This is a genomic window from Streptomyces sp. NPDC004539 (assembly GCF_040610055.1).
Taxonomy (GTDB): domain Bacteria; phylum Actinomycetota; class Actinomycetes; order Streptomycetales; family Streptomycetaceae; genus Streptomyces.
Genome location: NZ_JBEXLS010000031.1, coordinates 77,357 through 103,230, shown reverse-complemented (window position 1 = coordinate 103,230; position 25,874 = coordinate 77,357). Strand labels below are relative to the sequence as shown.

Annotated in this window: 21 protein-coding genes; 15 read left to right on the top strand and 6 right to left on the bottom strand. The window is 72.4% G+C overall.

Features of this window, described 5'->3' with window-relative positions:
- Window positions 1-7: 7 nt before the first annotated feature.
- Genes ABZX85_RS42425 through ABZX85_RS42405 form a run of 5 tightly spaced genes read right to left on the bottom strand, consistent with a single transcriptional unit; the run spans window position 8 to window position 5,265 of the window.
- Window positions 8-697 (bottom strand): DsbA family protein, encoded by a 690-nt coding sequence (locus ABZX85_RS42425; RefSeq protein ID WP_355881902.1) that lies wholly within the window; start codon window positions 695-697, stop codon window positions 8-10.
- A 2-nt stretch (window positions 698-699) separates the two neighbouring features.
- Entirely contained in the window at window positions 700-2,586 is a 1,887-nt protein-coding gene (locus tag ABZX85_RS42420; RefSeq protein ID WP_355881899.1) for an anthranilate synthase family protein, read from the bottom strand.
- A complete protein-coding gene (locus tag ABZX85_RS42415; RefSeq protein ID WP_355881896.1) occupies window positions 2,583-3,209 on the bottom strand; it encodes an isochorismatase family protein in 627 nt (208 codons plus the stop codon). Before ABZX85_RS42415 ends, ABZX85_RS42420 begins: the two co-directional genes overlap by 4 nt.
- A gap of 57 nt (window positions 3,210-3,266) precedes the next feature.
- Complete coding sequence (locus ABZX85_RS42410) at window positions 3,267-4,037, bottom strand: 2,3-dihydro-2,3-dihydroxybenzoate dehydrogenase (RefSeq protein ID WP_355881894.1); 771 nt, start codon at window positions 4,035-4,037, stop codon at window positions 3,267-3,269.
- Window positions 4,038-4,089: 52 nt separating this feature from the next.
- On the bottom strand, window positions 4,090-5,265 hold the full coding sequence (locus ABZX85_RS42405) for a 3-deoxy-7-phosphoheptulonate synthase (protein WP_355881891.1): 1,176 nt from the start codon (window positions 5,263-5,265) through the stop codon (window positions 4,090-4,092).
- A gap of 512 nt (window positions 5,266-5,777) precedes the next feature.
- Here ABZX85_RS42405 and ABZX85_RS42400 point away from each other — a divergent pair.
- From ABZX85_RS42400 to ABZX85_RS42375, 6 genes are all read left to right on the top strand, one after another.
- A complete protein-coding gene (locus ABZX85_RS42400) occupies window positions 5,778-7,316 on the top strand; it encodes a carboxylesterase family protein (RefSeq protein ID WP_355881888.1) in 1,539 nt (512 codons plus the stop codon).
- A 51-nt stretch (window positions 7,317-7,367) separates the two neighbouring features.
- Window positions 7,368-9,218 (top strand): asparagine synthase (glutamine-hydrolyzing), encoded by a 1,851-nt coding sequence (asnB, locus tag ABZX85_RS42395; protein ID WP_355881886.1) that lies wholly within the window; start codon window positions 7,368-7,370, stop codon window positions 9,216-9,218.
- 24 nt (window positions 9,219-9,242) lie between these two features.
- On the top strand, window positions 9,243-10,130 hold the full coding sequence (locus ABZX85_RS42390) for an arylamine N-acetyltransferase (RefSeq protein WP_355881883.1): 888 nt from the start codon (window positions 9,243-9,245) through the stop codon (window positions 10,128-10,130).
- A 126-nt stretch (window positions 10,131-10,256) separates the two neighbouring features.
- Entirely contained in the window at window positions 10,257-10,535 is a 279-nt protein-coding gene (locus ABZX85_RS42385) for a hypothetical protein (protein WP_355881880.1), read from the top strand.
- Window positions 10,532-11,056, top strand: coding sequence for a shikimate kinase (locus ABZX85_RS42380; RefSeq protein WP_355881877.1), 525 nt, complete (start codon window positions 10,532-10,534; stop codon window positions 11,054-11,056). The genes ABZX85_RS42385 and ABZX85_RS42380 overlap by 4 nt, the downstream gene beginning before the upstream one ends.
- 310 nt (window positions 11,057-11,366) lie before the next feature.
- Window positions 11,367-12,527, top strand: a complete 1,161-nt coding sequence (locus ABZX85_RS42375) for a transposase (RefSeq protein WP_355881874.1) — start codon at window positions 11,367-11,369, stop codon at window positions 12,525-12,527.
- A 27-nt stretch (window positions 12,528-12,554) separates the two neighbouring features.
- On the opposite strand, the gene ABZX85_RS42370 is transcribed toward ABZX85_RS42375, so the two are convergent.
- Entirely contained in the window at window positions 12,555-13,004 is a 450-nt protein-coding gene (locus tag ABZX85_RS42370) for a GNAT family N-acetyltransferase (RefSeq protein ID WP_355881871.1), read from the bottom strand.
- A 99-nt stretch (window positions 13,005-13,103) separates the two neighbouring features.
- Here ABZX85_RS42370 and ABZX85_RS42365 point away from each other — a divergent pair, with 99 nt between their 5' ends.
- The 9 genes from ABZX85_RS42365 to ABZX85_RS42325 are packed head-to-tail and all read left to right on the top strand — an operon-like array spanning window position 13,104 to window position 25,804.
- Window positions 13,104-14,105: an NADPH:quinone reductase gene (locus ABZX85_RS42365; protein WP_355881869.1), complete on the top strand. Its 1,002-nt coding sequence runs from the start codon at window positions 13,104-13,106 to the stop codon at window positions 14,103-14,105.
- Between the two features lie 56 nt (window positions 14,106-14,161).
- Window positions 14,162-14,704 carry an SRPBCC family protein gene (locus tag ABZX85_RS42360; protein WP_355881866.1) on the top strand — a complete coding sequence of 181 codons (543 nt, stop codon included), beginning with the start codon at window positions 14,162-14,164 and terminating at the stop codon, window positions 14,702-14,704.
- 34 nt (window positions 14,705-14,738) lie between these two features.
- Window positions 14,739-16,340, top strand: coding sequence for an AMP-binding protein (locus ABZX85_RS42355; RefSeq protein WP_355881863.1), 1,602 nt, complete (start codon window positions 14,739-14,741; stop codon window positions 16,338-16,340).
- The gene (locus ABZX85_RS42350; protein ID WP_355881860.1) at window positions 16,337-18,313 is read left to right on the top strand and encodes an FAD/NAD(P)-binding protein; all 1,977 of its coding nucleotides are present in this window, start codon (window positions 16,337-16,339) and stop codon (window positions 18,311-18,313) included. The genes ABZX85_RS42355 and ABZX85_RS42350 overlap by 4 nt, the downstream gene beginning before the upstream one ends.
- Window positions 18,310-19,770, top strand: coding sequence for a lyase family protein (locus ABZX85_RS42345; RefSeq protein WP_355881857.1), 1,461 nt, complete (start codon window positions 18,310-18,312; stop codon window positions 19,768-19,770). Before ABZX85_RS42350 ends, ABZX85_RS42345 begins: the two co-directional genes overlap by 4 nt.
- Window positions 19,767-21,137: a nitrate/nitrite transporter gene (locus tag ABZX85_RS42340; protein WP_355881854.1), complete on the top strand. Its 1,371-nt coding sequence runs from the start codon at window positions 19,767-19,769 to the stop codon at window positions 21,135-21,137. The genes ABZX85_RS42345 and ABZX85_RS42340 overlap by 4 nt, the downstream gene beginning before the upstream one ends.
- A complete protein-coding gene (locus ABZX85_RS42335; protein ID WP_355881851.1) occupies window positions 21,130-23,241 on the top strand; it encodes a molybdopterin oxidoreductase family protein in 2,112 nt (703 codons plus the stop codon). Before ABZX85_RS42340 ends, ABZX85_RS42335 begins: the two co-directional genes overlap by 8 nt.
- Window positions 23,238-24,566 carry an FAD-dependent oxidoreductase gene (locus ABZX85_RS42330; protein ID WP_355881848.1) on the top strand — a complete coding sequence of 443 codons (1,329 nt, stop codon included), beginning with the start codon at window positions 23,238-23,240 and terminating at the stop codon, window positions 24,564-24,566. Before ABZX85_RS42335 ends, ABZX85_RS42330 begins: the two co-directional genes overlap by 4 nt.
- Window positions 24,563-25,804, top strand: a complete 1,242-nt coding sequence (locus ABZX85_RS42325; protein ID WP_355881845.1) for an FAD-dependent oxidoreductase — start codon at window positions 24,563-24,565, stop codon at window positions 25,802-25,804. The genes ABZX85_RS42330 and ABZX85_RS42325 overlap by 4 nt, the downstream gene beginning before the upstream one ends.
- The last annotated feature ends 70 nt before the right edge of the window (window positions 25,805-25,874 follow it).

The window sequence follows — 25,874 nt, the reverse complement described above, 5'->3', positions numbered from 1 at the left end:
CGTCCCGTCAGCGCCGGCCGTGGAGCCGGCGCACCAGTTCCTCCGCCCAGTCCGGGCTGTACTCCTCGAACAGCGGGAACCCGCCCCGCTCCGGGGCGTCCGTCCAGCGAGTGCGCGCGCCGGGGTTGTGCACCGCGAACCCGTCGGGGGCGAACAGATGGGGGCTGCCCTGGATCTGCGGGCTCAGGGCCACGCGCAACTGCGCGTACACCTCCTCGCGCCCCGCGCCCCGGGCGAGTTCGGCGGCCAGGGCCCCCGCGTCGACCCGGTCGCAGGTGCCGGCGACGTCGAGGATCACGGAGTGGACCGATATCGGCAGGCTCTCGCGGTAGAACGCGTGCCGCAGGGCGGCGTCGAGCTGCTGCGCGGCGGCCAGGCCCCCGGCCTGCGGGGACTTGGCGGCCTGCACCGCCTCCATCGCGGGCAGCATCGTGGACGGGTACGTCCACTCCGGGGCCGACCAGCGCCGCCAGCCGACCTCGGGGCAGCGTGCCGCGATGGCGCTCACCTCGACGTCGACGATGGTCTTCGGCGTGGGTTCCCGGTTGATCAGTTCGAGGGGGAAGGCCCGGTGGTCGATGAGCACCGGGGCCGACAGCCGCCGCGTCGCCTCGTGCAGGGTGTGCAGGGCCAGCGTCGCCCAGGGGCAGCCGATGTCCGACCAGAAGGTCAGCACCGGAGTATCGGCGTCGGTCATGCTCAGACCTCCGTTCCGCGAAGCACCTCGGCGAGCAGGGTGCGGATGATCCTGGTCCCGTCCTGGGTGAGCACGGACTCGGCGTGGAACTGCGTGGAGGCGAAGTGGGGCCCTCGCAGCGCGTGCACCTCATCGGTCGTGGACGACCTGCTCACCTCCACGATGCCGCCGCCGGGGACATTGATCTTGTCCTCCGCGCAGACGGCCGCGAAGGTGTTGTAGAAGCCCACGGTCTCCCGCCGCCCGAAGAGGCCGATGTGCCGCTGGACGCCCTGGTTGGGTGTCTCCCGCCGCCTCAGGGGCAGACCGAGCTCACGGCTCAGCACCTGGTGGCTCAGGCACACGGCGAGGAAGGGCAGCCGCTCGTCGAGCAGTCGCCGGACCACCCGTTCCAGGCGGGCGATCTTCGGGTCCGCGGAGTCCTCGGGGTCACCGGGGCCGGGTCCCATGACCGTCATGTCGTACGCGGCGGGATCGAGGACCTCGTCGAAGCGGCGCACGGTGACGACCAGCCCCAGCGAGGTGAGCTGCTGGGCGATCATGGAGGTGAAGGTGTCCTCCGCGTCCACCACGAGCACGGTGCGCCCCCGCAGGAACGGGTCGTGGCAGACCCGTTCATGGGTGGGAGCGAGCCAGAAGTCGGCCATGAGGGCGTTGCGTTCGGCCAGCGCCTCCCTGATCTGCGGCAGCGCCCCGAGGGCCACCGGCTCCGGGGGGTCGAAGGCCGCGATGAGACCGGCGGCCTTGGCCCGGGTCTCGGCCGCCTCGGACAGCGGGTCGGAGTGCCGTACCAGGGTCGCCCCCACCGAGATCTCCAGGTTCCCGCGGGCGTCGATGTCGGCGGTGCGGATGAGGATCGACGAGTCCAGGGCGTGACCGCCCCCGGCGTCCCGGCCCAGCAGGGCGACGAGCCCGCTGTAGTAGCCGCGGCCGGCCGGCTCGTGCCGGGCGATGACGCGGCAGGCGTTCTCCAGGGGGCTGCCGGTGACGGTCGGGGCGAACATCGTCTCCCGGATGACGGTCCGGGGGTCGCAGTCCGTACGGCCCTCGATGAAGTACTCGGTGTGCGCGAGCCGGGCCATCTCCTTGAGGAACGGGCCCGTGACCTGTCCGCCGTCCGGGCAGATGCGGGACATCATCTTCAGTTCCTCGTCGACCACCATGTACAGCTCGTCGATCTCCTTGGGGTCCTCCAGGAACTCCATCAGCCCGGTCACAGTGGGTCCACCCGGCGGGTAGCGGTACGTCCCGCTGATGGGGTTCATCACGGCCCGCCCGTCGTGGACGCTGATGTGCCGCTCGGGGCTGGCCCCCACGAGGGTGCGCTCGCCCAGGTGGATCAGGAACGTCCAGTACGCGCCGGACTCCCGTTCCAGCAGCCGGCGGAAGAGCGTGAGCGCGCTGTGCGGCCGGTAGTCCGTGATCGTGGCCCGGTAGGAGCGTTTGAGGACGAAGTTCGCCCCCTCTCCCGTGCCGATCTCCTCGGAGACGACGGTCCGGACCAGTTCGGCGTAGGCGTCGTCGTCGATGTCGAACGCGCCGTCGCCGAGGGCGAGCGGGGTGTCCGGCAGCCGGTCGAGCACTTCCCGGAGGGTATAGCGGTGCCGGCCGGTGACCTTCATGGCGAGCAGGGGGGTGCCGTCCTCGGGCGCGGTGAAGCCCCGCTCGGTGATCTGCCGGTACGGCACCAGGACCACCATGTCGTGGTGCTCCCCCGGCGGGCCGCCGGAAGGTGTGTCCGCGAGCGGCAGTTCGTCGAGCCGGGCGTGGGCGTGGATGTCGCCGACCAGCACGTCGAGTGCGTCCGGCCCCGTGGTCTCGGGGCGGTACAGCAGCGCGAAGGGCGGCGGGTCGTCGCCCAGGACGAGGCTCAGCGGGTCGGTTGTCACCGCTCCACCACCTCTTTCGTGGTGAGGACGACGGCGCAGCGCGCCGCGGCGTAGTCCACGGCCGTCCGGTGGTCGCGTTCGGAGAAGTCCGCGACCGCGTCGGCCACCAGGAAGGTCTCGATGTCCTGGCTGAACGCGTCGATCGCCGTCGCCAGCAGCCCGATGTGGGCGTAGACGCCGCACAGCACGAGCTGGTCCCGGCCGTGCACGCGCATCCGTTCACGCAGGTCGGTGCGGAAGAACGCGCTGTAGCGCCACTTGGTGATCCGCCAGTCCCCCGCGCGCGGGGCGAGCCGCGCGGGGGGCTCCCGGTCGGCCGGGGCCACGCGCATGCCCGGCCCCCAGAAGTCGCGGAGCAGGCCCCGTTCCTCCTCGGTCATCCCGCCGGGCTGCGCGCTGTAGGCGACGGGGATTCGGGCGGCCTCGGCGTACCGGAGCAGGAGTTCCGTGTGAGCCTCCACCTGTTCGCGCAGGTCCGGGGGCAGGGGCCGCAGGAAGTACTGCTGCATGTCGTGGACCAGCAGCACGGCGCGCTGGGGGTCGAGGGACCAGGGGGCGGTGTTGGGGGGAAGGTCTCCGCGTTCGGGCAGCGGATAGGGGTCGATGCGCGGGATGCCGGGCACGGGTCGTCCTTATGTGGGTGACGGGTGGGCCGTTCACGGGGAGACGCCGACGTCTCGTCAGACGCCCAGGGAGGCGCCTCCGTCGACGGTGAGGTCGTGCAGGGTGATGTGGGAGGCGTCCTCGGAGAGCAGGAACGCCACGGCTTGCGCCACGTCCAGCGGCCGGCCGATCTTCCGCAGGGGGATGCCCACGCGGTAGATGTCGGGCGAGCCGTCGAGGGTGCGGCGTTCGGCGTCCTCGTCCGCCCACATGGAGCGCAGCATGGGGGTGTCCGTGGAGCCGGGTGCCACCAGGTTGCAGCGGATGCCGTGCGCGGCGACCTCCAGCCCGAGGGACTTGGTGAACTGGGTGGCCGCCGCCTTCGACGCCGCGTAGGCCGCCATCTCGGCACGGGGGGTGCCCGCGGCGTTGGAGCTGACGGTCACGATCGCCCCGTGTCCGCGGGGGATCATCCGGTTCACCACGGCGCGGCACATGTGCAGCACCCCGGTGACGTTGACGGCGAAGGTGGCGGCCCAGTCCTCGTCCCCGAACTCCATGACGGTGCCGAGCCGCAGTACCCCGGCGGCGTTGACGAGCTGGTCCACGGGGCCGAACCCGTCCTCCACGGCGGCCACCACGTCGTCGACGGACTTGCTGTCGGCGACGTCCGCCGCGAAGGCGCGCACCGGGAGCCCGGCGGCGGCGAGCGCGGCCACGGTCGCCGCCAGCCGGTCCTCGTCCCGGTCGACGGCGGCCACCGGGGTCCCCCGCTCGGCCAGCAGCCGGGCCACCTCGGCCCCTATTCCGCCCGCCGCTCCGGTGACCAGCGCGATCGATGAACGCATATGCCTCGACACTCCTTCGGTGATCTCGGTGCGTGCACGTGCGGTGGCCTGGTCAGTCATGCCAGGAGGCGATGACGGAGATGGCCTGGGAAGCGGTCAGCCGGGGGTCGCAGTGGCTCAGGTACTTCTCCCCCACGTGGGAGGCGTGGGTCTCGTTGCGCACGCACTCCGTGACGTACTCCGGGGTGGTTTCGAGGTGGACGCCGCCGGTGACCCCGCCGGCCGCGCGCGCGGCCCTGAGGAAGCCGCGTACCTCGCGCTCGATCGCCTCCACGTAGCGTGTCTTGAGGCCGTCGGGCGTGGTCACGGTGTTGGCGTGCATGGGGTCGGTCAGCCAGATGACCGGGTGGCCGGCCGTGCGGACCGCGTCGACGAGCGGCGGCAGCAGATCCTCCACCGCGTCGGCTCCCATCCGCGCGATCAGGGTGAGCCGGCCCGGCACCCGGTCCGGGTCGAGCCGCTCGCACAGGGCGGTGATCCCGTCGGCGGTCATGGACGGGCCCACCTTGCAGGCCACGGGGTTGGCGATCCTCGTGAACAGTTCCACGTGCGCGCCGTCCAGGGCGCGGGTGCGTTCCCCGATCCACGGCAGGTGGGTCGAGGTGAGCCACAGTCCGTGGTCGTCCTCGCGGAGCATGGCGAGTTCGTAGTCCAGCAGCAGGGCTTCGTGGCTGCTCCACACGGGCTGCTCGACGACCGCCCCGTCCGTCCCGGCGCCGCGCAGTGCGCGCAGGTGGGCGAGGATCTCCGCGGCGGCGTCGTAGCACTGGAGCAGGCGGTCCGGGTCGGGCACGCGGCCCTCGGGTGAGGGCTCGGCGCTGTTGACCATGTGCCCCCGGAAGACGGGCAGTTCACGCCCCGCGACCGTCTCGAACGGCTGCGAACGGGGTTTGGCGAACTGCCCCGCGATCCGGCCGATGCGGACGACCGGCCTGTGCGAGACCATCTTCATCGCTCCGGCGAGCAGGTCGAGCACGCCCGCCTTGCGCGCCACGTAGCCGACGGTCGACTCCAGCGGGTCCTCGGCGCAGTCACCGGCCTGCACCACCCGCGCCGATCCGCGCGCCACCGAGGCGAGCAGCCCCCGCAGCGTGCGGATCTCGGCCGGATCGACCAGCGGGGTGCGGCGGGTGAGCTCCTCGCTGATCTTGGTGACGCGGCCGTCGTCCGGCCACCGGGGTTGCTGGAGAGCGGGTTTACCGCGGACCTCGCGTACGGCAGTGTCCATACAGTCCTCCACGACTTCCGTAGTCTTCGTCGACCGCGCACTGGTCCAGGAGGGGAGCGGGCGACCGCCTGGCCCACGCGGCTGGAACAGTGGTTCTGAGGGGGATACGACGACCCGCGGCACCGCCGTCCTGCGGCACGCGGGGCGGGAGCGCCGTGCCGTCCCCTCTCCGCTCACGCTTCGTCCGTGGGAGCTGGGACGGCCGGTCCGCGCGACGTCCCGGCCCGTCGGGAGATCCGTCGCTGGCTGCCGATTGTGGATGCCGCCGCGGTGGCTGCCAACGCGAGAACGGGCAGTTCGTCAGGTGCGGGTCACTCCATCAGGTCCGGTGGTGCGGACCTGATGGACTCGGTGGGCGGCGTTGGGCACGGGTGGGTGCCGCGGCGCACGATGGGTCCCCGCTCCCAGCGGCTGCCGGCCGCTCCCCACCCCATGGAGTCAGCCGTGACCAACTGCCCCGCCCCGCCCCCGGAGCCGGACCACCATCGCGCGGTGCCGGACGGAACGGCACCGTGATCGTCCGCACCACGGCGGGCCGCGTCGCCGGGGAACGGCTCGACGGCGTGACGGTCTTCCGCGGGGTTCCCTACGCGGCGCCGCCCGTCGGCCGGCTGCGCTTCGCGTCGCCCGTCCCGCCGCAGCCGTGGTCGGGTATCAGGGACGCCACCCGGTTCGGCGCCCCCGCCTTGCAGACCGACTACCTGCCCGACAGCTCCGAGGACTGTCTGTACGCGAACGTCTGGACGCCGGACGTCCAGGGCCGCAGGCCGGTGCTCGTCTACATCCACGGCGGCGGCTGGATGATCGGCGCCGGCAGCGAGGAGGACTACGACGGCGCCCGCCCGGCCGTGCGCGGCGACATGGTCGTGGTGACGTTCAACTACAGGCTGGGGCTGCTCGGCTGGGGTCTGCACGAGGACCTGACCGACACCCGCACCGGGTCGTTCGGCAACTGGGGCCTCCAGGACCAGGCCGCGCTGCTGCGCTGGGTACAGGCCAACGCCCGGGCCTTCGGCGGCGACCCGGAGAACATCACGCTGGCGGGCACCTCGGCCGGGGGCTCCAGCACCTGGCAGCTGAGTCTGCTCCCCGAGTTGCGTTCGGTCGTGCGGCGGGCGGTGCCGATCAGCACCAAGCACGTCTGGAACCCGGCCAGTTCGACCACCCCGGCCCAGTCGCGGAGCGTCTACCGGACGCTCGCCAAGCAGTTCGGCCGTACGGTGGGAGAGCTGCGCGGCGTCCCCGGCACCGACCTCAAGGACGCCTGGGAGGCGCTGTTCTCCGGCGACCCGGCGGCCCGTCCGTTCCAGGGCTGGCACGAGTACCGCGGCCCGGTCCCGGACGGCCAGTGGATGCGCGGCTTCGACCACGATCTGCCGACCCCGCGCATCCCCCTGCTGGTCCTCTACTGCCGTACCGAGGGGACGTTCTTCACCACCGGCCCCGGCTACCCGTGGGACGGTCCCCTCCCCGAGGACGAGACGGGACTGCGCGCCGCCGTGGCGTCGGTGCTGCGCAAGTGCCGTACCGATGTCACGGCCGAAATGGTCGAGGACTGTCTCGCCCACTACCGGGAGGCCACGGCGGCGGAAGGGCTGCCCGGGGACCCGGTCGCGCTGTGGACCGAGATCTGGGGCGACGGCCTGTTCCGCCACCAGATCCTGCACCAGGCGCGGCGCCACGCGCGGCACGGCCACTCCCCCCTGTACGTCGCGGAGTTCGCGCATCCGCTGCGTCCGCCGCACTCGGGCACCCCCCACGAGGCCACGTCGAAGTTCCTGTTCGGCTCCCACGCCCTGAGCCGCAACGCGCCGGCCTACGGCGACGGCCCGCTGGAGAGGCGGGTCTCGGACACGCTCATCGACCTGATCGCCTCGTTCGCCCGGGGCGAGGAACCGAACAGCGCGCACGCGCCTGCCTGGAAGACGTTCACCCCCGACCAGCCGAACGTCATGGTCGTCGGCGGCGAGGACGTGGCGGTGCCGGGAGAGCCCGGCAAGCAGCGTCAGCTGCGGTACTGGGACCGGATCGGTCACCCGCCCCGGCGGTGACCTGCCCGTGCCCCGACATGAAGGAAACCGAGGAAAGGAAACGGGACAGCCATGTGCGGACTTGCCGGATGGGTCGACCACGACCGCGATCTGACGGGCCAGCGGAGCACGGTGACCGACATGACGGCCACCATGGCGTGCCGGGGCCCAGACGACGAGGGTACGTGGGCCTCCCCCCACGCGGTGCTCGGCCACGTTCGTCTGTCGATCATCGACCTGGAGGGCGGACGGCAGCCGATGCACGTCACCGGCCCCCACGACGGCCTGCCGGTCATCGCGTACACCGGAGAGGTCTACAACTTCCTCGAACTCAAGGAGGAACTGGCCTCCCTGGGACACGAGTTCCGCACCACGAGCGACACCGAGGTGGTGCTGCACGCCTACCTGGAGTGGGGCGAGGAGTTCGCGGAGCGGCTCAACGGCATGTACGCGATGGCCGTCTGGGACCCGAGGAGCGAGGAACTGCTGCTCGTCCGCGACCGGATGGGCGTGAAACCGCTCTTCTACTACCCGCTCGTCGGCGGGGTGCTGTTCGGCTCCGAGGCCAAGGCCGTCCTGGAACACCCGGACGTGGAGGCGGTGGTCGACCGCGAGGGCCTGGCGGAGATCTTCGCCATCATCAACACCCCGGGGCACGCGATCTTCAAGGGCATGCACGAGGTCGTCCCCGGCACCGTCGTCCGGTTCGGGCGGTCCGGCCGTACCGTGCGCACCTACTGGCAGTTGGAGGCCCACCCTCACGACGACGACCTCGCCACCACCGTCTCGCGGGTCCGCGAGCTGCTGGAGGACATCGTGCGCCGGCAGCTGATCGCCGACGTGCGCGTGGGCACCCTGCTGTCGGGCGGCCTCGACTCCAGCGCCATCACCGCCTTCGCCGCCAAGGCACTGCGCGAGCAGGGCAAATCGGAACCGCTCGCCGCGTTCTCCGTGGACTTCAAGAACCGGGAGTTCGAGGGCAACGGGATCTGGATGGACCCCGACACCCCGTACGCGGTCGAGGTGGCCGAGCACTGCGGGGCCGAGCACGTCGTCGTGGAACTGGAGAGCGCCGACGTCCTCGACGAGGACATCCGCTCCCGCGTGCTGCGCTGCCAGGACCTGCCCATCTCCACGGGCGACATGGAGCACTCGCTGCTGCACCTGTGCACGGCGCTCAAGGAGCGCGTCACCGTCGCCCTGTCCGGGGAGACGGCGGACGAACTGTTCGGCGGCTACAACTGGTTCTTCGATGAGGAGGCCGTCAACGGGGACACGTTCCCCTGGCACGACGCCTGGCGCCGGCTGGGCGGCCTCCAGACGATGAAGGACATCGGCCTGTGGGACCGGCTCGATCTGGAGGAGTACGTCAAGGAGCGGTACGCGGAGGCGCTGGCCGAGGTGCCGAGGCTGCCGGGCGAATCCGCGCGGGAGAGCCGGATGCGCGAGCTGAGCTACCTCAACATCAGCCGCTGGGAGAACTTCCTGCTGGACCGCAAGGACCGCATCAGCATGGCGGCGAGCCTGGAGGTGCGCGTCCCGTTCACCGACCACCGGCTCGTCGACTACGTCTTCAACGTGCCCTGGGAGATGAAGAACTTCGACGGCCGGGAGAAGAGCCTGCTGCGCGCCGCCGCGGCCGACGTCCTACCGCAGTCCGTCCTCGAACGCAAGAAGAGCCCCTACCCCTCCACCCAGGACATCGAGTACGTCCGTGCCCTGCGCGCCAAGGTCGCCGACCTGCTGCACCCCACGTCCCCGGTCCTCGCCCTGGTGCCCGTGGCGGGAATCCGGCGGCTGCTCGACAGGCCCGTCGAGAGCTACGCCGGACTCGGCGGCCTGTGGGGGACACGGGCGGTCATGGAACGGCTCGTCGAGTTCGACACCTGGGTCCGGACGTACGACGTACGCGTCGAGATCTAGCCCCTCTTCCCCAAGGAGGACGTCATGGATCTCACCGGGCTGCCGGACCGGGTCGACCGGTCACCGGAGTGGGAGAGCGACCACCTGGACCTCGAAGCGTACTGCCGCAGATGCGGGTACGAGGGGCCCGTCGAACCCTCGGCCAAGGCGCTGCGGCTGCTGCACCGCGCCCACATGTCCACCTTCGCCTTCGAGAACGTGGACATCGCGCTCGGGCGGCCGGTGTCCCTGCGCATCGCCGACGTGCAGGACAAGATGGTGCGTTCCGGCCGCGGCGGCTACTGCTACGAGACCAATCTCCTGTTCGCCGCCGCGCTGGACCGCTTCGGGTTCGCGGTCACCCGGATGCTCTCCCGGATCAGGGAGGGCAGCGCCGAACGCCGCTTCCGCTCCCACACCTCCCTGCTGGTGCGCGCGCGGGACGAGCCCGGCACGGTGTGGCTGGCCGACCCCGGCTACGGCTACGCGGGGCTGATCGAGCCCGTCCCGCTGCGGGAGGACGCCGAGTCGGAGATCGCCGGCTGGCGCTGGCGGCTGGCCCGGGACGACGGCCACTGGGTGCTGCGGATGGCATCGGGTGAGGGCTGGTTCGACCTGTACGCCTTCCGTCCCGAGCCCCAGTACGAGGCGGACTTCCGGGCCGCTCACTACATCAGCTCGACCCGTCCCGGCTCACCGTTCGTCGGCCGCCTCGTCGCACAGCGCGGCGGCGAGGCGGCCCGGTACCGGCTGCGGGACACCGTCCTGACCACCGATCGTCCCGGCGGTCTCACGGAGTCGGTGGAGCTGTCCCCCGGGGAGACCGTGGACGCGTTGCGCGGGATCTTCGCGCTGCGGCTGGACGAGCGGGACGAGCGGGAGATCCGGGCGTTCCTGGACGACAGGGCGCCGGAACCCCGCGGGCGCACGTGAGCCGAGGAAGGGGTGGTCGGCGGGTCGCGCCGACCGGGCGCGGGAGGGGTGTACGGGCCCGTGCCCGGAGCGGCGCCGGGAGGATTGCCGGAGGGGTTGCTGGAGGGGCTGCCGGCTGGGGCTCCGGTGACCACCGGGACGGCCGCGCGCGAACTGGTCCGGCGGTCCGGCCGCGCGCGGACGCGCTTCGGGGGCCACGGGGTCACCTTCCTCTTCCTCGACGGGGTGCGGCACGGATCGCCCCCGGGTTCACAGGTGAGGGTCATGGCGGGCGACGCCGATCCGCCGAAGCCGGAGTGCCCGCCGGCCGTCCCCGTGACCCCGGCCGAACTCGCCGGTCCCGGTGACGGCGTGGCCGGGACCCGGTGCGATGTGGCCGTCGTTCCCGGCCGCCGCGTCCGATGAGCGGCCCCGGCCCCCAGGTCGTCCTGGTCGGCCCGATGGGCGTGGGTAAATCGACCGTCGCCGCGCTCCTGGCGCGCCGGCTCGGAGTGGGCTGCCGTGACACGGACACCGAGGTCGTGGCCGCCGAGGGCCGGTCGATCGCGGAGATCTTCGCCGACGAGGGAGAGGCGTACTTCCGGGCCGTGGAGCGGGAGGCGGTGGCCCGCGCCGTCGCCGGGCACGACGGCGTCCTGGCGCTGGGCGGCGGCGCGGTGCTCGACACCGGCACCCGCGCGCTGCTGGCCGGCCTGCCCGTCGTGTTCCTCGACGTCGACGTCGACACCGCCATGGAGCGGCTCCGCTCGGACGACTCCCGCCCGCTCCTCGCGACCGCGCCCCGGCACCGGTGGCACGCCCTCATGCGAGCTCGCCGCCCGCTGTACACCGAGGTGGCCCGGGTCGTGGTGGACACCGGCCGGCGCACCCCGGAAGAGGTCGTGGACACCGTCCTGGAAGCGCTGGGGCCGATCCGGCGGGCGTAGTCACCGGTCCGTACGCATATTCCACCGGCAACCGACACGCTCCGCCTCGCGGACTTTCCAGCCAACCCGGCACGCATTCTTGACGAAATCACGCGCGTACGGGCGATGCGATCCGCGTTTCCTTTCCGTTCACGGAAGCCTGCCGATTTTCCCGAGTAACCCGAAGACCGACGACCGCACTGTCTCCTGAGCCACCTCCTGGCTTCACAAGACGGTGCTCGGCGCACCTATGCATCGGATCTGGCCGACTGCATCGTGGGATGCGCCGTAGGGACGCCGATGGAATGAGTGTGCGATGGGCAATGGGACCGTGGCAGACCTGGAGTTCATCCGACGTTTCAACGATGTCGGAGGCTCCATCAAATCGCCGGATGTGATGCTGGATGAGATCGGTTCGATCCTCTTCGCCTCACTGGCTCGAAGCGACCAGCGTCATAAGGGGATGACGTACCTGAAGGGCCTTCTCGGGGCACAGGGGCGGAAGTCCGTGAGAAACATCGCGGCGCATGTCGGCGGAGCCACCACGGAGCAGAGCCTGCATCACTTCATCTCCGAGTCCACCTGGGACTGGAACACCATCCGCCAGGCTCTCTCCCGCCATCTGGCCCGCGTGGCACCCCCTCGGGCGTGGGTCGCCCAGCCCATGGTCATACCGAAGGCCGGCGAGTACTCCGTCGGCGTCGACCGGAAGTTCTACCCCAAGCTGGGACAGGTGCTCAACGCTCAACAGGCCGTCGGGGTGTGGGCGATATCGGAGAATTTCTGCTACCCGGTCAATTGGCGGCTGCATTTACCTGCCGCGTGGCTGACCGACAGGAGCCGTCGCAGCCGGGCCATGATTCCTGATGACAGGCGTCCCGAATCTCTCGGGGAATGCATGGCGCACGTCTTCGGGGCCATGCAGGAGTGGGGTGTTCCCACGCGGCCGACGGTACTGGATTTCTCGGACAGTGATGTCGCGACGGTCCGGTCCGCTTTCCGTGACACCCGTGCGCCCTTGCTGGTGAAGGTCGGCAGTACCTTTCCCCTCAAGCTCACCGACCAGGCTTCCCCCGCCGGACACAGGGAAACGCTGCCGGCCCATCACATCATGCGTCACGTGAAGGACTTGCGCCGCCCGGTCGTCTGGCGGGACCGGCCGACGACCGCGGACAGGGCGCCCAGCGCGGTGGCGGTGGCGAGGGTGCGGCTGCCGGGGCACCTGGCCCCGCGCTCGCAGAACCTGCTGCTGCTCAGTACGGGGCAGCGGGGCAGGCCGTGGCCCGGCGAACTGTGGCTGACGAACATGCTTCACGCCTCGCCCTCCGAACTGGTGCAGCTGACCTGCCTGCGGCACCAGGTGGACCAGGCCCTCGCCTCCGTCGGCGACCGCGTCGGACTGCGCGACTACGCGGGACGTTCCTACAGCGGCTGGCACCGGCACATCACGATGGCCTCGGCGGCGCACGCGGTGGCCGTGCTGAGCGGCTGAGCGGCGGCGGGCCGGGGAGGCCGGCGGTCAGCCGTGCGGCGCGGGTGCGGCCGGCAGGTCGCGGGCGAAGTGCAGGGCCGCCACGTCCATGCCGCCGGCCTCGTAGAAGCGGTGGGCGCCGTGGTTGGCGGTCCCCGAGTCCAGTTCGAGACGGACGCACGCCTGCTCGCCGCCGCGCCGCACCACCTCCGCCAGCAGCCGCCCGCCGATGCCCCGGCCCCGCGCCGCCGGGGCGGTGACCAGGTCGTCCACGAACAGCACGCGCCCCCGGCTGGTCGCCAGCACCCGGTGCGTGACGACGGCGAGACACGCTCCGTCGGGGTCGTACGCGGCGGTGACGACCAGGCCCTGGCCGTGGGCCTCGGTCACGAACTCCCGGAATCCCTCCGCGGTGAGGGCGGGACGCAGGACGCGGATGAGCGGGGCGACGTCCGCGTCCATCCGGGCGTCCATGGGCACGATGTCAGTGAAGGTCATGTCCATGATTTCAGGGTACGGTTCATCGGCCCGTGGACCTGACACATTCGGGCGCCGGGGGCAGACGGACCGGACGGGGCGTTGCCAGAATCCGTGGCCATGCTCGCTGCCTATATCGAAGAATTCGGTGCCCCCGATGTGATCCGTCACGACGAGCTGCCCGCGCCACGGCCGGGACCGAGCGACGTCCTGGTGAGGGTCGAGGCCGCCGCCGTGAACCACGTCGACACGTTCGTCCGCTCCGGCGCCTGGCGCACCCCGGTCCCCTGGCCGTTCGTCATCGGCCGTGACCTGGTGGGCACGGTGGCCGAGACCTCGCCGGGAGCGACCGGGTTCGCCGTCGGCGACCGGGTCTGGTGCAACAGCATGGGACACGCGGGGCGTTCCGGCGCCGCGGCCGAACAGGTGGTGGTACCGGCGGACCGGCTCTACCACCTGCCCCCGGGTGTCGACCCCGAGGCCGTGGTCGCCGTCGCCCACCCGGCCGCCACCGCCCACCTGGCCCTGTTCACCCACGGCCGGCTGCGGGCCGGCGAGACCGTGGTCGTGCTGGGCGGCGGAGGGAACGTCGGCAGCGCCCTCACGCTGATGGCGTCCCGGGCCGGCGCCCGGGTCGTCGTCACCGCGCACCCCCGTGACGCCGACCGCTGCCGGGCGCTGGGCGCGGCGGAGGTCGTCGACTACCGGGACCCCGATGTGCCGGGGCGGCTGCGGAAGGCGTGCCCCGCGGGCGTAGACCTGTTCCTCGACGCCTCGGCCGCCAACGACCTGGAGACCGCGCTGGACCTGCTCGCGCGGCGGGGGCGGATCGTCGTGCTCGCCGGCATGCGGACCCGGCCCGTGCTGCCCGCCGGGCCGCTCTACCTCAAGGACTGCTCGGTCGTCGGGTTCGCCATCTCCCAGGCCACCACCACCGAACTCGCCGAGGCGGCGACCGCCGTCAACCGTCTGCTCGCGGACGGCTCACTGCGTCCGCCGGCCACGGTTCCGCTGCCGCTCGCGGAGGCCGCGCGGGCACACCGCATGCTCGAATCCGGAGAAGTGCGCGGGAAAATCATCTTGCGGGTGACACCGGAAGTCGAAGCGCCGCACGCGACCTGACGGACCCTGAACCCATTCCTTGACCGGCCTCGGCGGGGAACCGCAGAATTTTCGTCATGAGTAAATCAATCATCGATCTCTCCCCGCTTTTCGAGCTGCGCGCCGATATTCGGGTGGCGGCCACTCCGGAAGAAGTCTACGCGGTGGTCAGCGACCTGCCGCGCAGCGCCGAATGGAGCCCCGAGTGCCGGGGCGGGGAATGGATTTCGGGTGCACCCGGCGCGGTCGGCTCGGTGTTCCGCGGGGAGAACCTGCGCAGCGAGGACGTCGTGGCCTGGGCCCCTCTGGTCCGCGGGACCTGGTACACCGAGGCCCGCGTGACCGCGGCCGAACCCGGGCGCACCTTCCGCTGGATGATGCTCTCCCACGCCAACGAGGACCAGGAGTCCGTGTGGGGTTTCGACGTCGAACCCGCTGACGGCGGCTCGCGTCTCGTCCACCACTTCCGCATGGGAAAGGCGACCGCCGGAATCCACAAGATCACCGCGGACCTCGACGAAACGGAACGTGAGAAATTCGTCGGGGAATGGACGGCCAAGCTGGAATCCGACCTCGACGCGACGCTCAAGCGCATCAAGGACGTCGTGGAAACGCACTGAGACTGACATTCGACAGCGGTGTGAGAGGTGGCACATGTTTCTGCAACGCGTAGGGAACAAGGGAATTCGGCTGGGCACGCTGTTCGAAAGGGCGGCGGCCAGGAATCCCGCGAGTCTCGTGATACTCGACCATGATCTGGACATCGCACCGGGGTTCGGGCGCCGGGCCACGCTGACCGAGGTGGCGGATCTGATCGACGACTTCGCCTCCCGGCTGTGGGCGGCGCGGGTCCGTCCGGGCAAGCGGGTGGTCATCCACAAGAGCGACGGGTTCGACATCACGCTGCTCGCCTGCTCCGTGGTGCGGATCGGCGCGGTGCCGGTGCTGCTCTCGTCGAAACTGGACGGCGCCACCGTGGCCGAGCTGCTGCGGCGGGTGGACCAGCCCTACCTCATCACGGACCGGGCCAAGCTCGACAAGGATCTCCCCGCCGAGGTCTTCGGGCTCTCGGAGCGGGTCCTGCTGGCTTCGGGCGAGCACCCCGACGCCACCCCTCTCGCCGACTTCGAGGGGACGGGCCGGGTGCCGCCGGTGACCATGGCGCCCGACCATCCGACGCTGATCACCCACACCTCCGGGACCACCGGGACGCCGAAGCTCGCCGTGCACACCGGGCACACGTTCCAGGCCCGCTACCGCCCCCAGGCGACGGTCGCCCTGGCGATCAGCAGGCGTGAACCCGTCGCGGTGCACGTGTCGTTCGTGCACTCGCGGATGTTCACCGCGATGCCCATCGCCATCCTCCAGGGACACCCGCTGATCGTCCTCAAGGAGGACGAGCCGGAGGCCGTGGCCGCCCTGTTCGCGCAGGTGCCTCCCGGTCTGATCGAGGCGCACCCCAACACCTTCCTGCGGTGGGAGGTGCTCGCGAACGACGCGCGCCGGCCCCTCGCCAACGTCAAGTGCTTCAGCTCCACCTTCGACGCCATCCACCCGAGGACCGTGCACCGCATGCTGGGCGCGTCGGCCCGCAAGTCGCCGGTCTTCTGCCAGATGTACGGCCAGAGCGAGGTCGGCCCGATCGCGGGACGCACGTACTCGGTCAAGCGCGGCGCGGAGGCCGACGGCCGTTGCGTCGGCTCGCCCTTCTACGGGATGACGGACGTCCGCGTGGTCAGCCGGGACGGCAATCCCCCCACCAAGTCCTCACCGGGCTACATCGAGGTGCGCAGCGACGGACGGATCGTCACGTACCTCGACGAGCACGCCCGCTGGAAGAAGCAGGTCAACGACGGCTGGTGGCGGATGGGCGACCTCGGCTACCGCACCAGGTGGGGCTGTCTGCACCTGCTCGACCGGGAGGTCGACGAGATCCCGGGCGTCGACTCGACCCTGGAGATCGAGGACAAGCTCTTCGCCCGGGTGCCGGACCTGATCGAGGTCATCATCATCCCGGGCCCCGACGGCCGCCCCGTACCCGTGGTGTGCACCCGGGACGACACGCCGCTCGACCCGCTCGTCTGGAAGCGGGCCGTCGTGGATCTGCCGCCCCTCGCGGAACCCGTGCAGTGGCGGCTGGAAGACCTTCCGCAGACCGCCACGACCAAGATCAAGCGTCTGGAGCTGGCCCGGCTGCTGACCGCGGGCGACGCGCGGACGACCGTCGACGGCACCGGTGAGGACACACGGGCATGAGCGGCGGTCAGCTGGAGATCTGCGTGATCGGCGCCGGGCCACGAGGGCTGTCGGTCGTGGAGAGGATCTGCGCCAACGAGCGCGTCCGTCCCTCGCACAAGGCGGTCACCATCCATGTGGTGGACCCGTCCGCCCCCGGCGCCGGCACCGTCTGGCGCTCCGAGCAGTCCCGCCACCTGCTGATGAACACCGTCGCGTCGCAGATCACCGTCTACACCGACGACAGCGTGCGCATCGACGGCCCGGTGGAACACGGACCGAGCCTGTACGAGTGGGCCATGGCGCTGCGCGAGGAGCACGAGGCGTACGACGCCGAGACGCTGGCCGAGGCCGGGCGGACCGGCCTGGACACCTACCCCACCCGCGCGTTCTACGGCCGCTACCTGCACGACTCCTTCCAGCGCGTGGTGGCCCGCGCGCCCGGCCACGTCACCGTCCGGGAGCACCGGAGCCGGGCGGTCGCGATCGCCGACACCCAGGGCGTCACCGGCGGCCCCCAGGGCGTCCGGCTGGAGGACGGCACCCGGCTCAACGAACTCGACGCGATCGTGCTGGCCCAGGGCCACGTACCCACCCGGCTCACCGCCCGGGAGGCGCGTACCGCCAGCCTGGCCCGTATCCACTACCTCACCTACATCACTCCGGCCAACCCGGCGGACCTGGATCTCGGCGTCATCGGCCCCGGGCAGACCGTGCTGCTGCGCGGGCTCGGTCTCAACTTCTTCGACCACATGGCGCTGCTCTCCGCCGGCCGCGGCGGCACCTTCGAGCGCGGCGACGAGGGGAAGCTGACGTACCGCCCCTCGGGCGAGGAACCGCGGATGTACGCCTTCTCCCGCCGGGGCGTGCCCTACCACGCCCGGGGCGACAACGAGAAGGGCGCCTCCGGCCGGTACTACCCGCGGCTGCTGACCCCCGAGTTCATCGCCTCGCTGCGGGCCCGTTCCCTCGACGGTGAGCGGGTGCACTTCGGAACCGACCTGTGGCCGGTGATCTGCCGTGAGGTGGAGAGCGTCTACTACGGCACGCTCCTGGCGGCCCGCGGCAGGGAGGCGGAGCGCGAGCGGTTCGTCGAACGCCATCTCGCGCTGCCCGTGAACGACGACGCCTCCCCGCTGCTGGACGAGTACGGCATCGAGCCCGCCGACCGCTGGGACTGGGAACAGATCGCCCTCCCCCACCGGGGACGGAGTTTCGCCGACCGCGACGACTTCCGGTCCTGGCTGCTGGACCACCTGGCACGGGACGTGGCGGCGGCCCGGCAGGGAAACGTCAACGGTCCCCTGAAGGCCGCCCTGGACGTCCTGCGCGACCTGCGCAACGAGATCCGGCTTGCGGTGGACCACGGCGGTCTGGAGGGCAACTCCCACCGGGACGACCTGGAGGGCTGGTACACCCCGCTCAACGCGTTCCTGTCCATCGGTCCGCCGCTGTCGCGGATCGAGGAGATGATCGCGCTGATCGAGGCGGGTGTCCTGGAGGTGACCGGTCCCGGCACCGTCGTCCGGATGGACCCTTCCGGTCCGGCGTTCCTGGCCTCCTCCGACCTCGTGCCCGGCCCGGCGGTCCGCGCCACGGCTCTCATCGAGGCCCGGCTGCCCGAGCCCGATCTGCGGCGCACCGCCGACCCGCTCCTGCGGCACCTCCTGGAGACCGAGCAGGCCCAGCCCTACCGCATCGCCGGGGCCTGCGGGACCTTCTACGAGAGCGGCGGGCTCGCCGTCACGGAACGCCCCAACCACCTGCTGGACGCCCGAGGCCGGGCCCACCCCCGCCGGTTCGCCTACGGCGTCCCCACCGAGTCGGTGCACTGGGTCACGGCCGCCGGTATCCGCCCCGGGGTCGACTCGGTGACGCTCGGCGACTCCGACGCCATCGCCCGCGCGGTGCTGAGTCTTCCCCCGGTGGCGCACGTGCCCCTGGCCGTCCGGCCCCAGCAGTCCGAGGCCGACCTCACGGGCGTGATCGTGTGAACGCCTTCGTGCCCGCCGGCCCCGTCGGGGCCGGAGTTCTGTCGGACGTGGGACTGCTGTCCCCGGTGCGGGCCGGCACCCCCGTGGAGGAGGCCGTCTGCGATCTGGCCTGGCTCCAGGCCATGCTGGACGCGGAGGCCGCGCTCGCCCGGGCGCAGGCCCGGCTCGGCCGCCTCCCCCGGAGCGCGGCCCGGACCATCACCGCGTGCGCCCGCGCCGAGCGCGTCGACGCCCGGGCCCTGGCGCTCGCCTCACGCGAGACCGCCAACCCCGTCGTCGGGCTCGTCCGCGCCCTCACCGAGCTGGTCGCCGCCGAGGACCCGGCGGCGGCGGAGTACGTCCATCGCGGCTCCACGAGCCAGGACGTCTTCGACACCGGGGCGATGCTGGTGGCCGACCGCGCGTCGCGGCTGGTGCGGGGCGACCTGGTCCGGGCCGCGAAGGCGCTGGCCGGGCTGGCCGCCACCCACCGCGACACCGCCATGGCCGGGCGCACGCTCGCCCTGCACGCGGTCCCCACGACCTTCGGCCTCAAGGCGGCGGGCTGGCGGCGGCTGCTGCTCGACGCGGACGAACGGCTCGGCAGGGTCACCCTGCCGGTGGCGCTCGGCGGCGCGGCGGGGACCCTCGCCGGCTACCTGGAGTACGCCCGCGTGGACGGCGCCGAGGGCGCCCCGGCCGGCTCGGCCCCGGACCACGGCTCCGACGGCACCGGCCACGGCACCTATCTGGACCGCCTGGTGGACGCCTTCGCCACCGAGACCGGCCTCGCCCGGCCCGAACTCCCGTGGCACACGCTGCGCACCCCGATCGCCGACCTCGCCGCCGCGCTCGCCTTCGCCGCCGGCGCCCTCGGCAAGATCGCCCTCGACGTGCAGTCCCTCGCCCGGACCGAGGTCGCCGAGGTCGCCGAACCCGGTCCGGAGGGGCGCGGCGGCTCCTCGGCCATGCCGCACAAACGCAATCCGGTCCTCACCACACTGCTGCGCACGACCGCCCTCCAGGTCCCGGTGATGGCGGCTGCTCTGACCCAGTGCATGCTGTCGGAGGACGAGCGGTCCGCCGGAGCCTGGCACGCGGAGTGGCTGCTGCTGCGCGAATGCCTGCGGCTGGTGGGCGGAGCCGCCCACACCGCCGTGGAACTCACGGAGGGCCTGCGGGTGAACCCGGATCGGATGCGCGCCAACCTCGCCCTCACCGGCAGCCGCATCGTCTCCGAGCGGGTCGTCGCGGTGCTGGCGCCCCACCTGGGCAAGGCCAAGGCCAGGCAACTGCTTTCCGAAGCCTCGAAGACCGCCGAACTCACCGGACGGCAGCTCGCCGAGGTGCTGACGGAACTCTCCGGGGCCGAACTCCGCGCGGCGGGGCTGACCGCACAGGACCTGGCCGGACTGTGCGATCCCGCGAACTACACGGGCGCGGCGGGCGAACTGGTGGACCGGGGGCTGCGCGGATGAAGAGCCGTTCCGCCCGCTGGATCAAGGACTGGGACCCCGAGGACGAGGACGCCTGGGAGCGCGGGAACGCGCGGATCGCCCGGCGCAACCTCCTCCTGTCCGTCTTCTCCGAGCACCTGGGCTTCTCGATCTGGTCCATGTGGTCGGTCCTCGTCCTGTTCCTCTCCCCCGACATCGGTTTCTCCTTCACCGCCGGAGAGAAGTTCCTCCTGGTCGCGGTGCCGACGCTGGTCGGGGCGGTCCTGCGGCTGCCCTACAGCTACGCGGTGACCCGCTTCGGCGGCCGTGACTGGACCGTGTTCGCCTCACTGGCGCTGTTCGTACCCGCCGGGCTCGCCCTGTACGTGGTCCAGCGGCCCGGCACACCGCTGTGGGTGTTCCTCCTCGTCGGGGCCACCGCCGGAGCGGGCGGCGGCAACTTCGCCTCGTCCATGACCAACATCACGAACTTCTTCCCGCAGCGTCACCAGGGCTGGGCCCTCGGCGTCAACGCGGGCGGCGGCAACCTCGGCGTCGCCGTGGTCCAGCTCGTGGGCCTGCTGGTCATCGCCGGAGCGGGCGACACCCATCCGTCGTACGTCATCGCCGCCTACCTGCCGCTGATCGCGGTGGCCGCGCTGCTGGCCGCCTGGCGCATGGACAACGTCGACGCGGTCCGCACCGAGCCCGGGGCCCAGCGCGAGGCCGTCGCCAGGTCCGACACGTGGTGGATATCCCTCCTCTACATCGGCACCTTCGGCTCCTTCATCGGCTACGGCTTCGCCTTCGGCCTCGTGCTCCAGAACCAGTTCGGCTCCACCCCGCTCGAAGCCGCCTCGTTCACCTTCCTGGGACCGCTGCTCGGTTCCCTCTCACGGCCCCTGGGAGGGCGGCTCGCCGACCGGTTCGGCGGCGCCCGGGTCACCTTCTGGACCTTCCTCGGGATGTCGGCGGGAACCGTCGCGCTCCTGGCGGCCTCGGCGGGCGGCGGGTCGTTCGGGAGCTTCGTCGCCGCGTTCACCGTCCTGTTCGTCCTCAGCGGGCTCGGCAACGGCTCGACGTACAAGATGATCCCGGCCGTCTTCGCCCTGCGGGCGGAGCGGGCGGCGGTGGCCTCGGGCCGTGACACCTCCGCCGCCCTCGCCCAGGCGCGCCGGCTCGTCGGCGCGGTCATCGCGATCGCCGGAGCCGTCGGAGCCCTGGGCGGCGTGGCCATCAACCTGGCCTTCCGGGCGGCCGGCGCGTCGGTGGCACCGGCCCTGTGGGCGTTCCTCGGCTACTACGCCCTGTGCATGCTGATCACCTGGGCCGTCTACCTCAGAAGCCCGGCGCGGCCCACGGCACCGGCGGCGCCCGAGCCCTCGCCCCGGCAGGCCACCCGTGTCTGAGCGCGGGGTGACGGCCACCCACTGCCCGTACTGCGCGCTCCAGTGCGCCACCCTGCTCAGCCGCGGCCCGGACGGCGGGGTGAGCGTGGAGCCCGCGCCCGACTTCCCCGTCAACCAGGGCGGTCTGTGCCAGAAGGGGTGGACGGCGCCCGCGCTGCTGTCCACACCCGGCCGGCTGCGTTCTCCCCTGCTGCGCGGCGCCGACGGCCGTCTCGCCCCCGTGGGGTGGGACAGCGCCCTGGACACCGTCGCGGGACGGCTGCGGGACCTCCGCCGGGAGCACGGCCCGGACGCGGTGGGAGTCTTCGGCGGCGGCGGTCTCACCAACGAGAAGGCGTATCTGCTGGGCAAGTTCGCCCGCCTCGCGCTCGGCACCAGCCAGATCGACTACAACGGCCGGTTCTGCATGTCCTCGGCCGCCGCCGCGGGCAACGCCGCCTTCGGGGTCGACCGCGGGCTGCCCTTCCCGGTGACGGACCTCGGCGACGCCGGAGTGATCCTGCTCGCGGGCGCCAACCCGGCCGAGACCATGCCACCCCTCATGCGCCACCTCACCCGCGCCGAACTGGTCGTCATCGACCCGCGCCGCACCAGGACCGCCGCACAGGCGGCCCTCCACCTCCAGCCGGCTCCCGGCACGGACCTGGCCCTCGCCCTCGGCCTGTTCCACCTCGCCGTCGCCGACGGACACCTGGACAAGACGTACGCGCAGGAGAGGACCCAGGGCTTCGACGCCGCGTGGCAGCGGGCCGTCGCCTGGTGGCCGGAACGGGTCGAGCGCGTCACGGGGGTGCCCGTCGCCGACCAGTACACGGCGGTCCGCATGCTGGGCGGCGCCGCACACGCGTACGTGCTCACGGGACGCGGTGTGGAGCAGCACAGCAAGGGCACCGACACCACGGCCGCCTTCATCAACCTCGCGCTGGCGCTGGGCCTGCCGGGTCGCCGTGGCAGCGGCTACGGCTGCCTGACGGGGCAGGGAAACGGCCAGGGCGGGCGTGAGCACGGCCAGAAGGCGGACCAGCTTCCCGGGTACCGCCTCATCACCGACCCCGCCGCGCGTGCCGAGACGGCCGCCGTCTGGGGCGTGGACCCGGCGGTCCTGCCCGGCCCCGGGCGCAGCGCCTACGAACTGCTCGACGCGCTCGGCACCGAGCAGGGGCCCAGGGCGCTGCTGGTCTTCGGTTCGAACCCCGTCGTGTCCGCCCCGCACACGGCCCGGGTCACCGCGCGGCTCGCGGCGCTGGACCTGCTCGTCGTGGCCGACTTCGTCGAGTCGGAGACGGCGGCGCTGGCCGATGTGGTGCTGCCGGTGACGCAGTGGGCCGAGGAGGAGGGAACCATGACCAGTCTGGAGGGCCGCGTGCTGCGCCGACGCCGTGCGCTGCCCGTCCCGTCCGGCGTCCGCACCGATCTGGAGGTGCTGCACGGTCTGGCGGTGCGCCTCGGTGAGCCGCCGCACCGCTATCCGACCGAACCGCGTGAGGTCTTCGAGGAGTTGCGCGCCGCCTCCCGGGGCGGAAAGGCCGACTACTCGGGCATCAGCTACGCGCGGCTGGACGCCGCCGAGGCCCTGCACTGGCCCTGCCCCGAACCGGCACCGCAGTCCCCGGACCCGCACTCCCCCACGGCGCATCCGGGGACGCCCCGGCTGTTCCTCGACCGGTTCGCGCACCCCGACGGCAGGGCCCGGTTCGCCGAGGTCGAGCACCGCGACCCGGCGGAGACTCCCGACGCGGCCCACCCCCTGTACGCCACCACCGGACGCGTGCTGGCCCACTACCAGTCGGGAGCCCAGACCCGGCGCGTGCCGGAGCTGAACGAGGCCGACCCCGAGCCCTTCGTACAGGTGCATCCCGACACCGCGGCCCGGGCCGGACTCGCCGAGGGCGATATGGCGGTGGTGCGTTCGGCACGCGGAGCCACGGTGGCCCGGGTCCGGCTGGACGGGACACTGCGCACCGACACCGTCTTCCTGCCGTTCCACTTCGCCGGGGGCGGCCGGGCCAACCTGCTCACCAACCCCGCCCTCGATCCCCGCAGCGGGATGCCCGAGTTCAAGGTCAGCGCGGTGCGGATCGACCCCTGGCCAGCCCCCGAGTGAGCGGCGTCGTCGTCATCGGCAACGGACCGGCGGGGCACCGTCTAGTGGAGCGGCTGCGCCACCACGGCCACCGGGGGCAGGTGACCGTCCTGGGTGCCGAACCGGTGCCGGCGTACAACCGGGCCCTGCTCATCTCGGTGCTGGACGGCAGCCTCGGGCCGGACTCCCTCACCCTGCCCCGGCCGCCGGGCGACATCCGGGTGCGGCTCGGCACGGTCGTCCGCGCCATCGACCGCCGGCGCCGCACGGTGTACACCGACGACGGCACGGCGTACCCCTACGACGCCCTCGTCCTGGCCACGGGGGCACGGCCCGCCGACGACAGTGGGTTGCGCACCCTCGCCGACGGAGGCGCCCCGGTCCCGGGGCCGGTGGCCGTCGTGGGCGGCGGCGTCCTCGGGGTGGAGACCGCTCTGGCGCTGCGCAGGGCCGGGCGGTCCGTCACCCTCGTCCACCCCCATCCGCGTCCTCTGAACCGTCTCCTCGACGCCACCGCCGGGGACCTCCTCGCGGTACGGCTGGCCGCCCACGGTGTCGGCCTGCGCCTGGGACGCCGGGTCGCCGACCGGCAGACGGGGAAGCTGGTGCTGGACGACGGCGAGGTCGTCGAGGCGGCCGGCGTGCTGTTCTGCACGGGCGTGGTTCCCCGGACCCGCTTGGCCCGTGCGGCGGGGCTCGCCGTCCGTCGCGGGGTGCTCGTGGACGACGGGTTGCGCACCAGCGACCCGTACGTCCACGCCGTCGGGGACTGCGCCGAACACGACGGCCGGACCGCCGCGGGGCTCTCGGCCGCCTGGGAGCAGGCGGACACCCTCGCCGAACTGCTCGCCGGTGGCACGGCCCGGTACCGGCCGACGCCCGTGTCCGTACGGCTGAAGGCGCCCGAACTGGACCTGGCCGTCCTCGGTCCTCCCGACGCGGCGGGCGACGAGACGGTCACCTTCACCGATCCCGCGAGGGCCCGGCACGCCCGCCTCACGCTGCGTGAAGGACACGTCGTGGGGGCCCAGTTGCTCGGCATGGAACGGGCGGCGGCAGCGGTCGTCCAGCTCTACGACCGCGGCCTGCCGGTCCCGTCCGGGCGGCTCGGCCTGCTGCTGGGACGGGCCGCGGACACGGACACCGGTCCGCTGGAGCTCCCCGACTCCACGGTGGTCTGCGTCTGCAACAACGTCACCAAGGGGGCCTTGTTGCGGGCCTGCCGGGAGGGTGCGCGTGACCTGTCGGCCGTGACCGCCGCGACCCGGGCCGCCACCGGCTGCGGGACCTGCCTGCCCGAGGTGCGGCGGGTCTGCGCCTCCCGGTTCGCCCCGGAGGAGCGATGAGAGCCTCGCGCACCCTCGTCCTGGTCGGACACGGCATGGTCGGACACCGGCTGCTGGAGACGCTGCGCACCGAGGACACCGCGGGCGTGTGGCGAACCGTGGTGCTCGCCGAGGAGTCCCGCCCCGGCTACGACCGGCTCGCCCTGTCCTCGTACGCCACGGGCCGGACCGCCGAGGAACTGAGCCTGGCCCGGCCCGAGTTACTGAAGGACGGACGGGTCGACCTGCGGCTGTCCACGCCCGCCCTCGCGATCGACCGACGCAGCCGCACGGTGACCGCGGCCGACGGCGCCCGCGTCCGGTACGACGCGCTGGTCCTGGCCACGGGCTCGCGGCCCTTCGTCCCGCCCGTTCCCGGACACGGGCTGCCGGGCTGTTTCACCTACCGGACCCTCGACGACCTGGACGCGATCCGCGCCGCGGCGGTACCCGGGCGGGCCGGTGTGGTCGTCGGCGGTGGCCTGCTGGGGCTGGAGGCGGCCGGCGCGCTCCGGGCCCTGGGCATGCGGCCACACGTCGTGGAACTGGCCCCTCGGCTCCTGCCTCTTCAGACCGACGAGGGCGCCGGACGCGTCCTGGGTGAACTGGTCCGCGGCCTCGGCGTCGCCGTGCACTGCGCGGTGGCGACCCGTGCGGTGGTCGCCGGGCCCGGCGGGCGGGTGCGGTCGGTCCTGCTGGAGGACGGCACCGAACTCGACGCGGAGCTGGTGGTCTTCTCCGCCGGTGTGCGTCCGCGCGACGAACTGGCCCGGAGCGCCGGGCTCGCGGTCGGCCCACGCGGTGGCGTCCTCGTCGACGGCGACTGCCGTACGGCCGATCCGCGCGTCTGGGCGGTCGGTGAGTGCGCCGCGGTCCGGGGCCGCTGCTACGGGCTGGTCGGGCCCGGCTACCGGATGGCCGAGGCGGTGGCCGCGCGGCTGCTCGGCCGGGACGCCGAGTCGTTCCCCGAGGAGCCCGATCTGTCCACCCGGCTCAAGCTCCTGGGGGTCGACCTGGCCAGTTTCGGGGACTTCCAGGCGACGACGGAGGGAGCCGTGTCCCTGGTCCGCTCGGACCATGTCCGCCGTACCTACGCCCGGCTGGTCCTGGCCTCGGACGCCCGTACCCTGCTCGGTGGCGTCCTGGCCGGTGACGCCTCGGCCTATCCCGTCCTGCACGGTCTGATCGGGCGGGAGCTGCCCGCGTCCCCCGAGCAGCTGCTGGCCGTGGCCGAGCCGCACCGAGGGCGCCGCCCCTGATCCGGATCACCGCCTAGGACTCGACCTGACAGGGCCTCAGACCCGTAAAGTAATGTAAGATTAAAGTATG

Coding starts and splice junctions, on each gene's coding strand:
- ABZX85_RS42425 (WP_355881902.1), bottom strand. CDS start 697: ATGACCGACGCCGATACTCCGGTGCTGACCTTCTGGTCGGACATCGGC.
- ABZX85_RS42410 (WP_355881894.1), bottom strand. CDS start 4,037: ATGCGTTCATCGATCGCGCTGGTCACCGGAGCGGCGGGCGGAATAGGG.
- ABZX85_RS42405 (WP_355881891.1), bottom strand. CDS start 5,265: ATGGACACTGCCGTACGCGAGGTCCGCGGTAAACCCGCTCTCCAGCAA.
- asnB (WP_355881886.1), top strand. CDS start 7,368: ATGTGCGGACTTGCCGGATGGGTCGACCACGACCGCGATCTGACGGGC.
- ABZX85_RS42390 (WP_355881883.1), top strand. CDS start 9,243: ATGGATCTCACCGGGCTGCCGGACCGGGTCGACCGGTCACCGGAGTGG.
- ABZX85_RS42380 (WP_355881877.1), top strand. CDS start 10,532: ATGAGCGGCCCCGGCCCCCAGGTCGTCCTGGTCGGCCCGATGGGCGTG.
- ABZX85_RS42370 (WP_355881871.1), bottom strand. CDS start 13,004: ATGACCTTCACTGACATCGTGCCCATGGACGCCCGGATGGACGCGGAC.
- ABZX85_RS42365 (WP_355881869.1), top strand. CDS start 13,104: ATGCTCGCTGCCTATATCGAAGAATTCGGTGCCCCCGATGTGATCCGT.
- ABZX85_RS42360 (WP_355881866.1), top strand. CDS start 14,162: ATGAGTAAATCAATCATCGATCTCTCCCCGCTTTTCGAGCTGCGCGCC.
- ABZX85_RS42355 (WP_355881863.1), top strand. CDS start 14,739: ATGTTTCTGCAACGCGTAGGGAACAAGGGAATTCGGCTGGGCACGCTG.
- ABZX85_RS42350 (WP_355881860.1), top strand. CDS start 16,337: ATGAGCGGCGGTCAGCTGGAGATCTGCGTGATCGGCGCCGGGCCACGA.
- ABZX85_RS42340 (WP_355881854.1), top strand. CDS start 19,767: ATGAAGAGCCGTTCCGCCCGCTGGATCAAGGACTGGGACCCCGAGGAC.
- ABZX85_RS42325 (WP_355881845.1), top strand. CDS start 24,563: ATGAGAGCCTCGCGCACCCTCGTCCTGGTCGGACACGGCATGGTCGGA.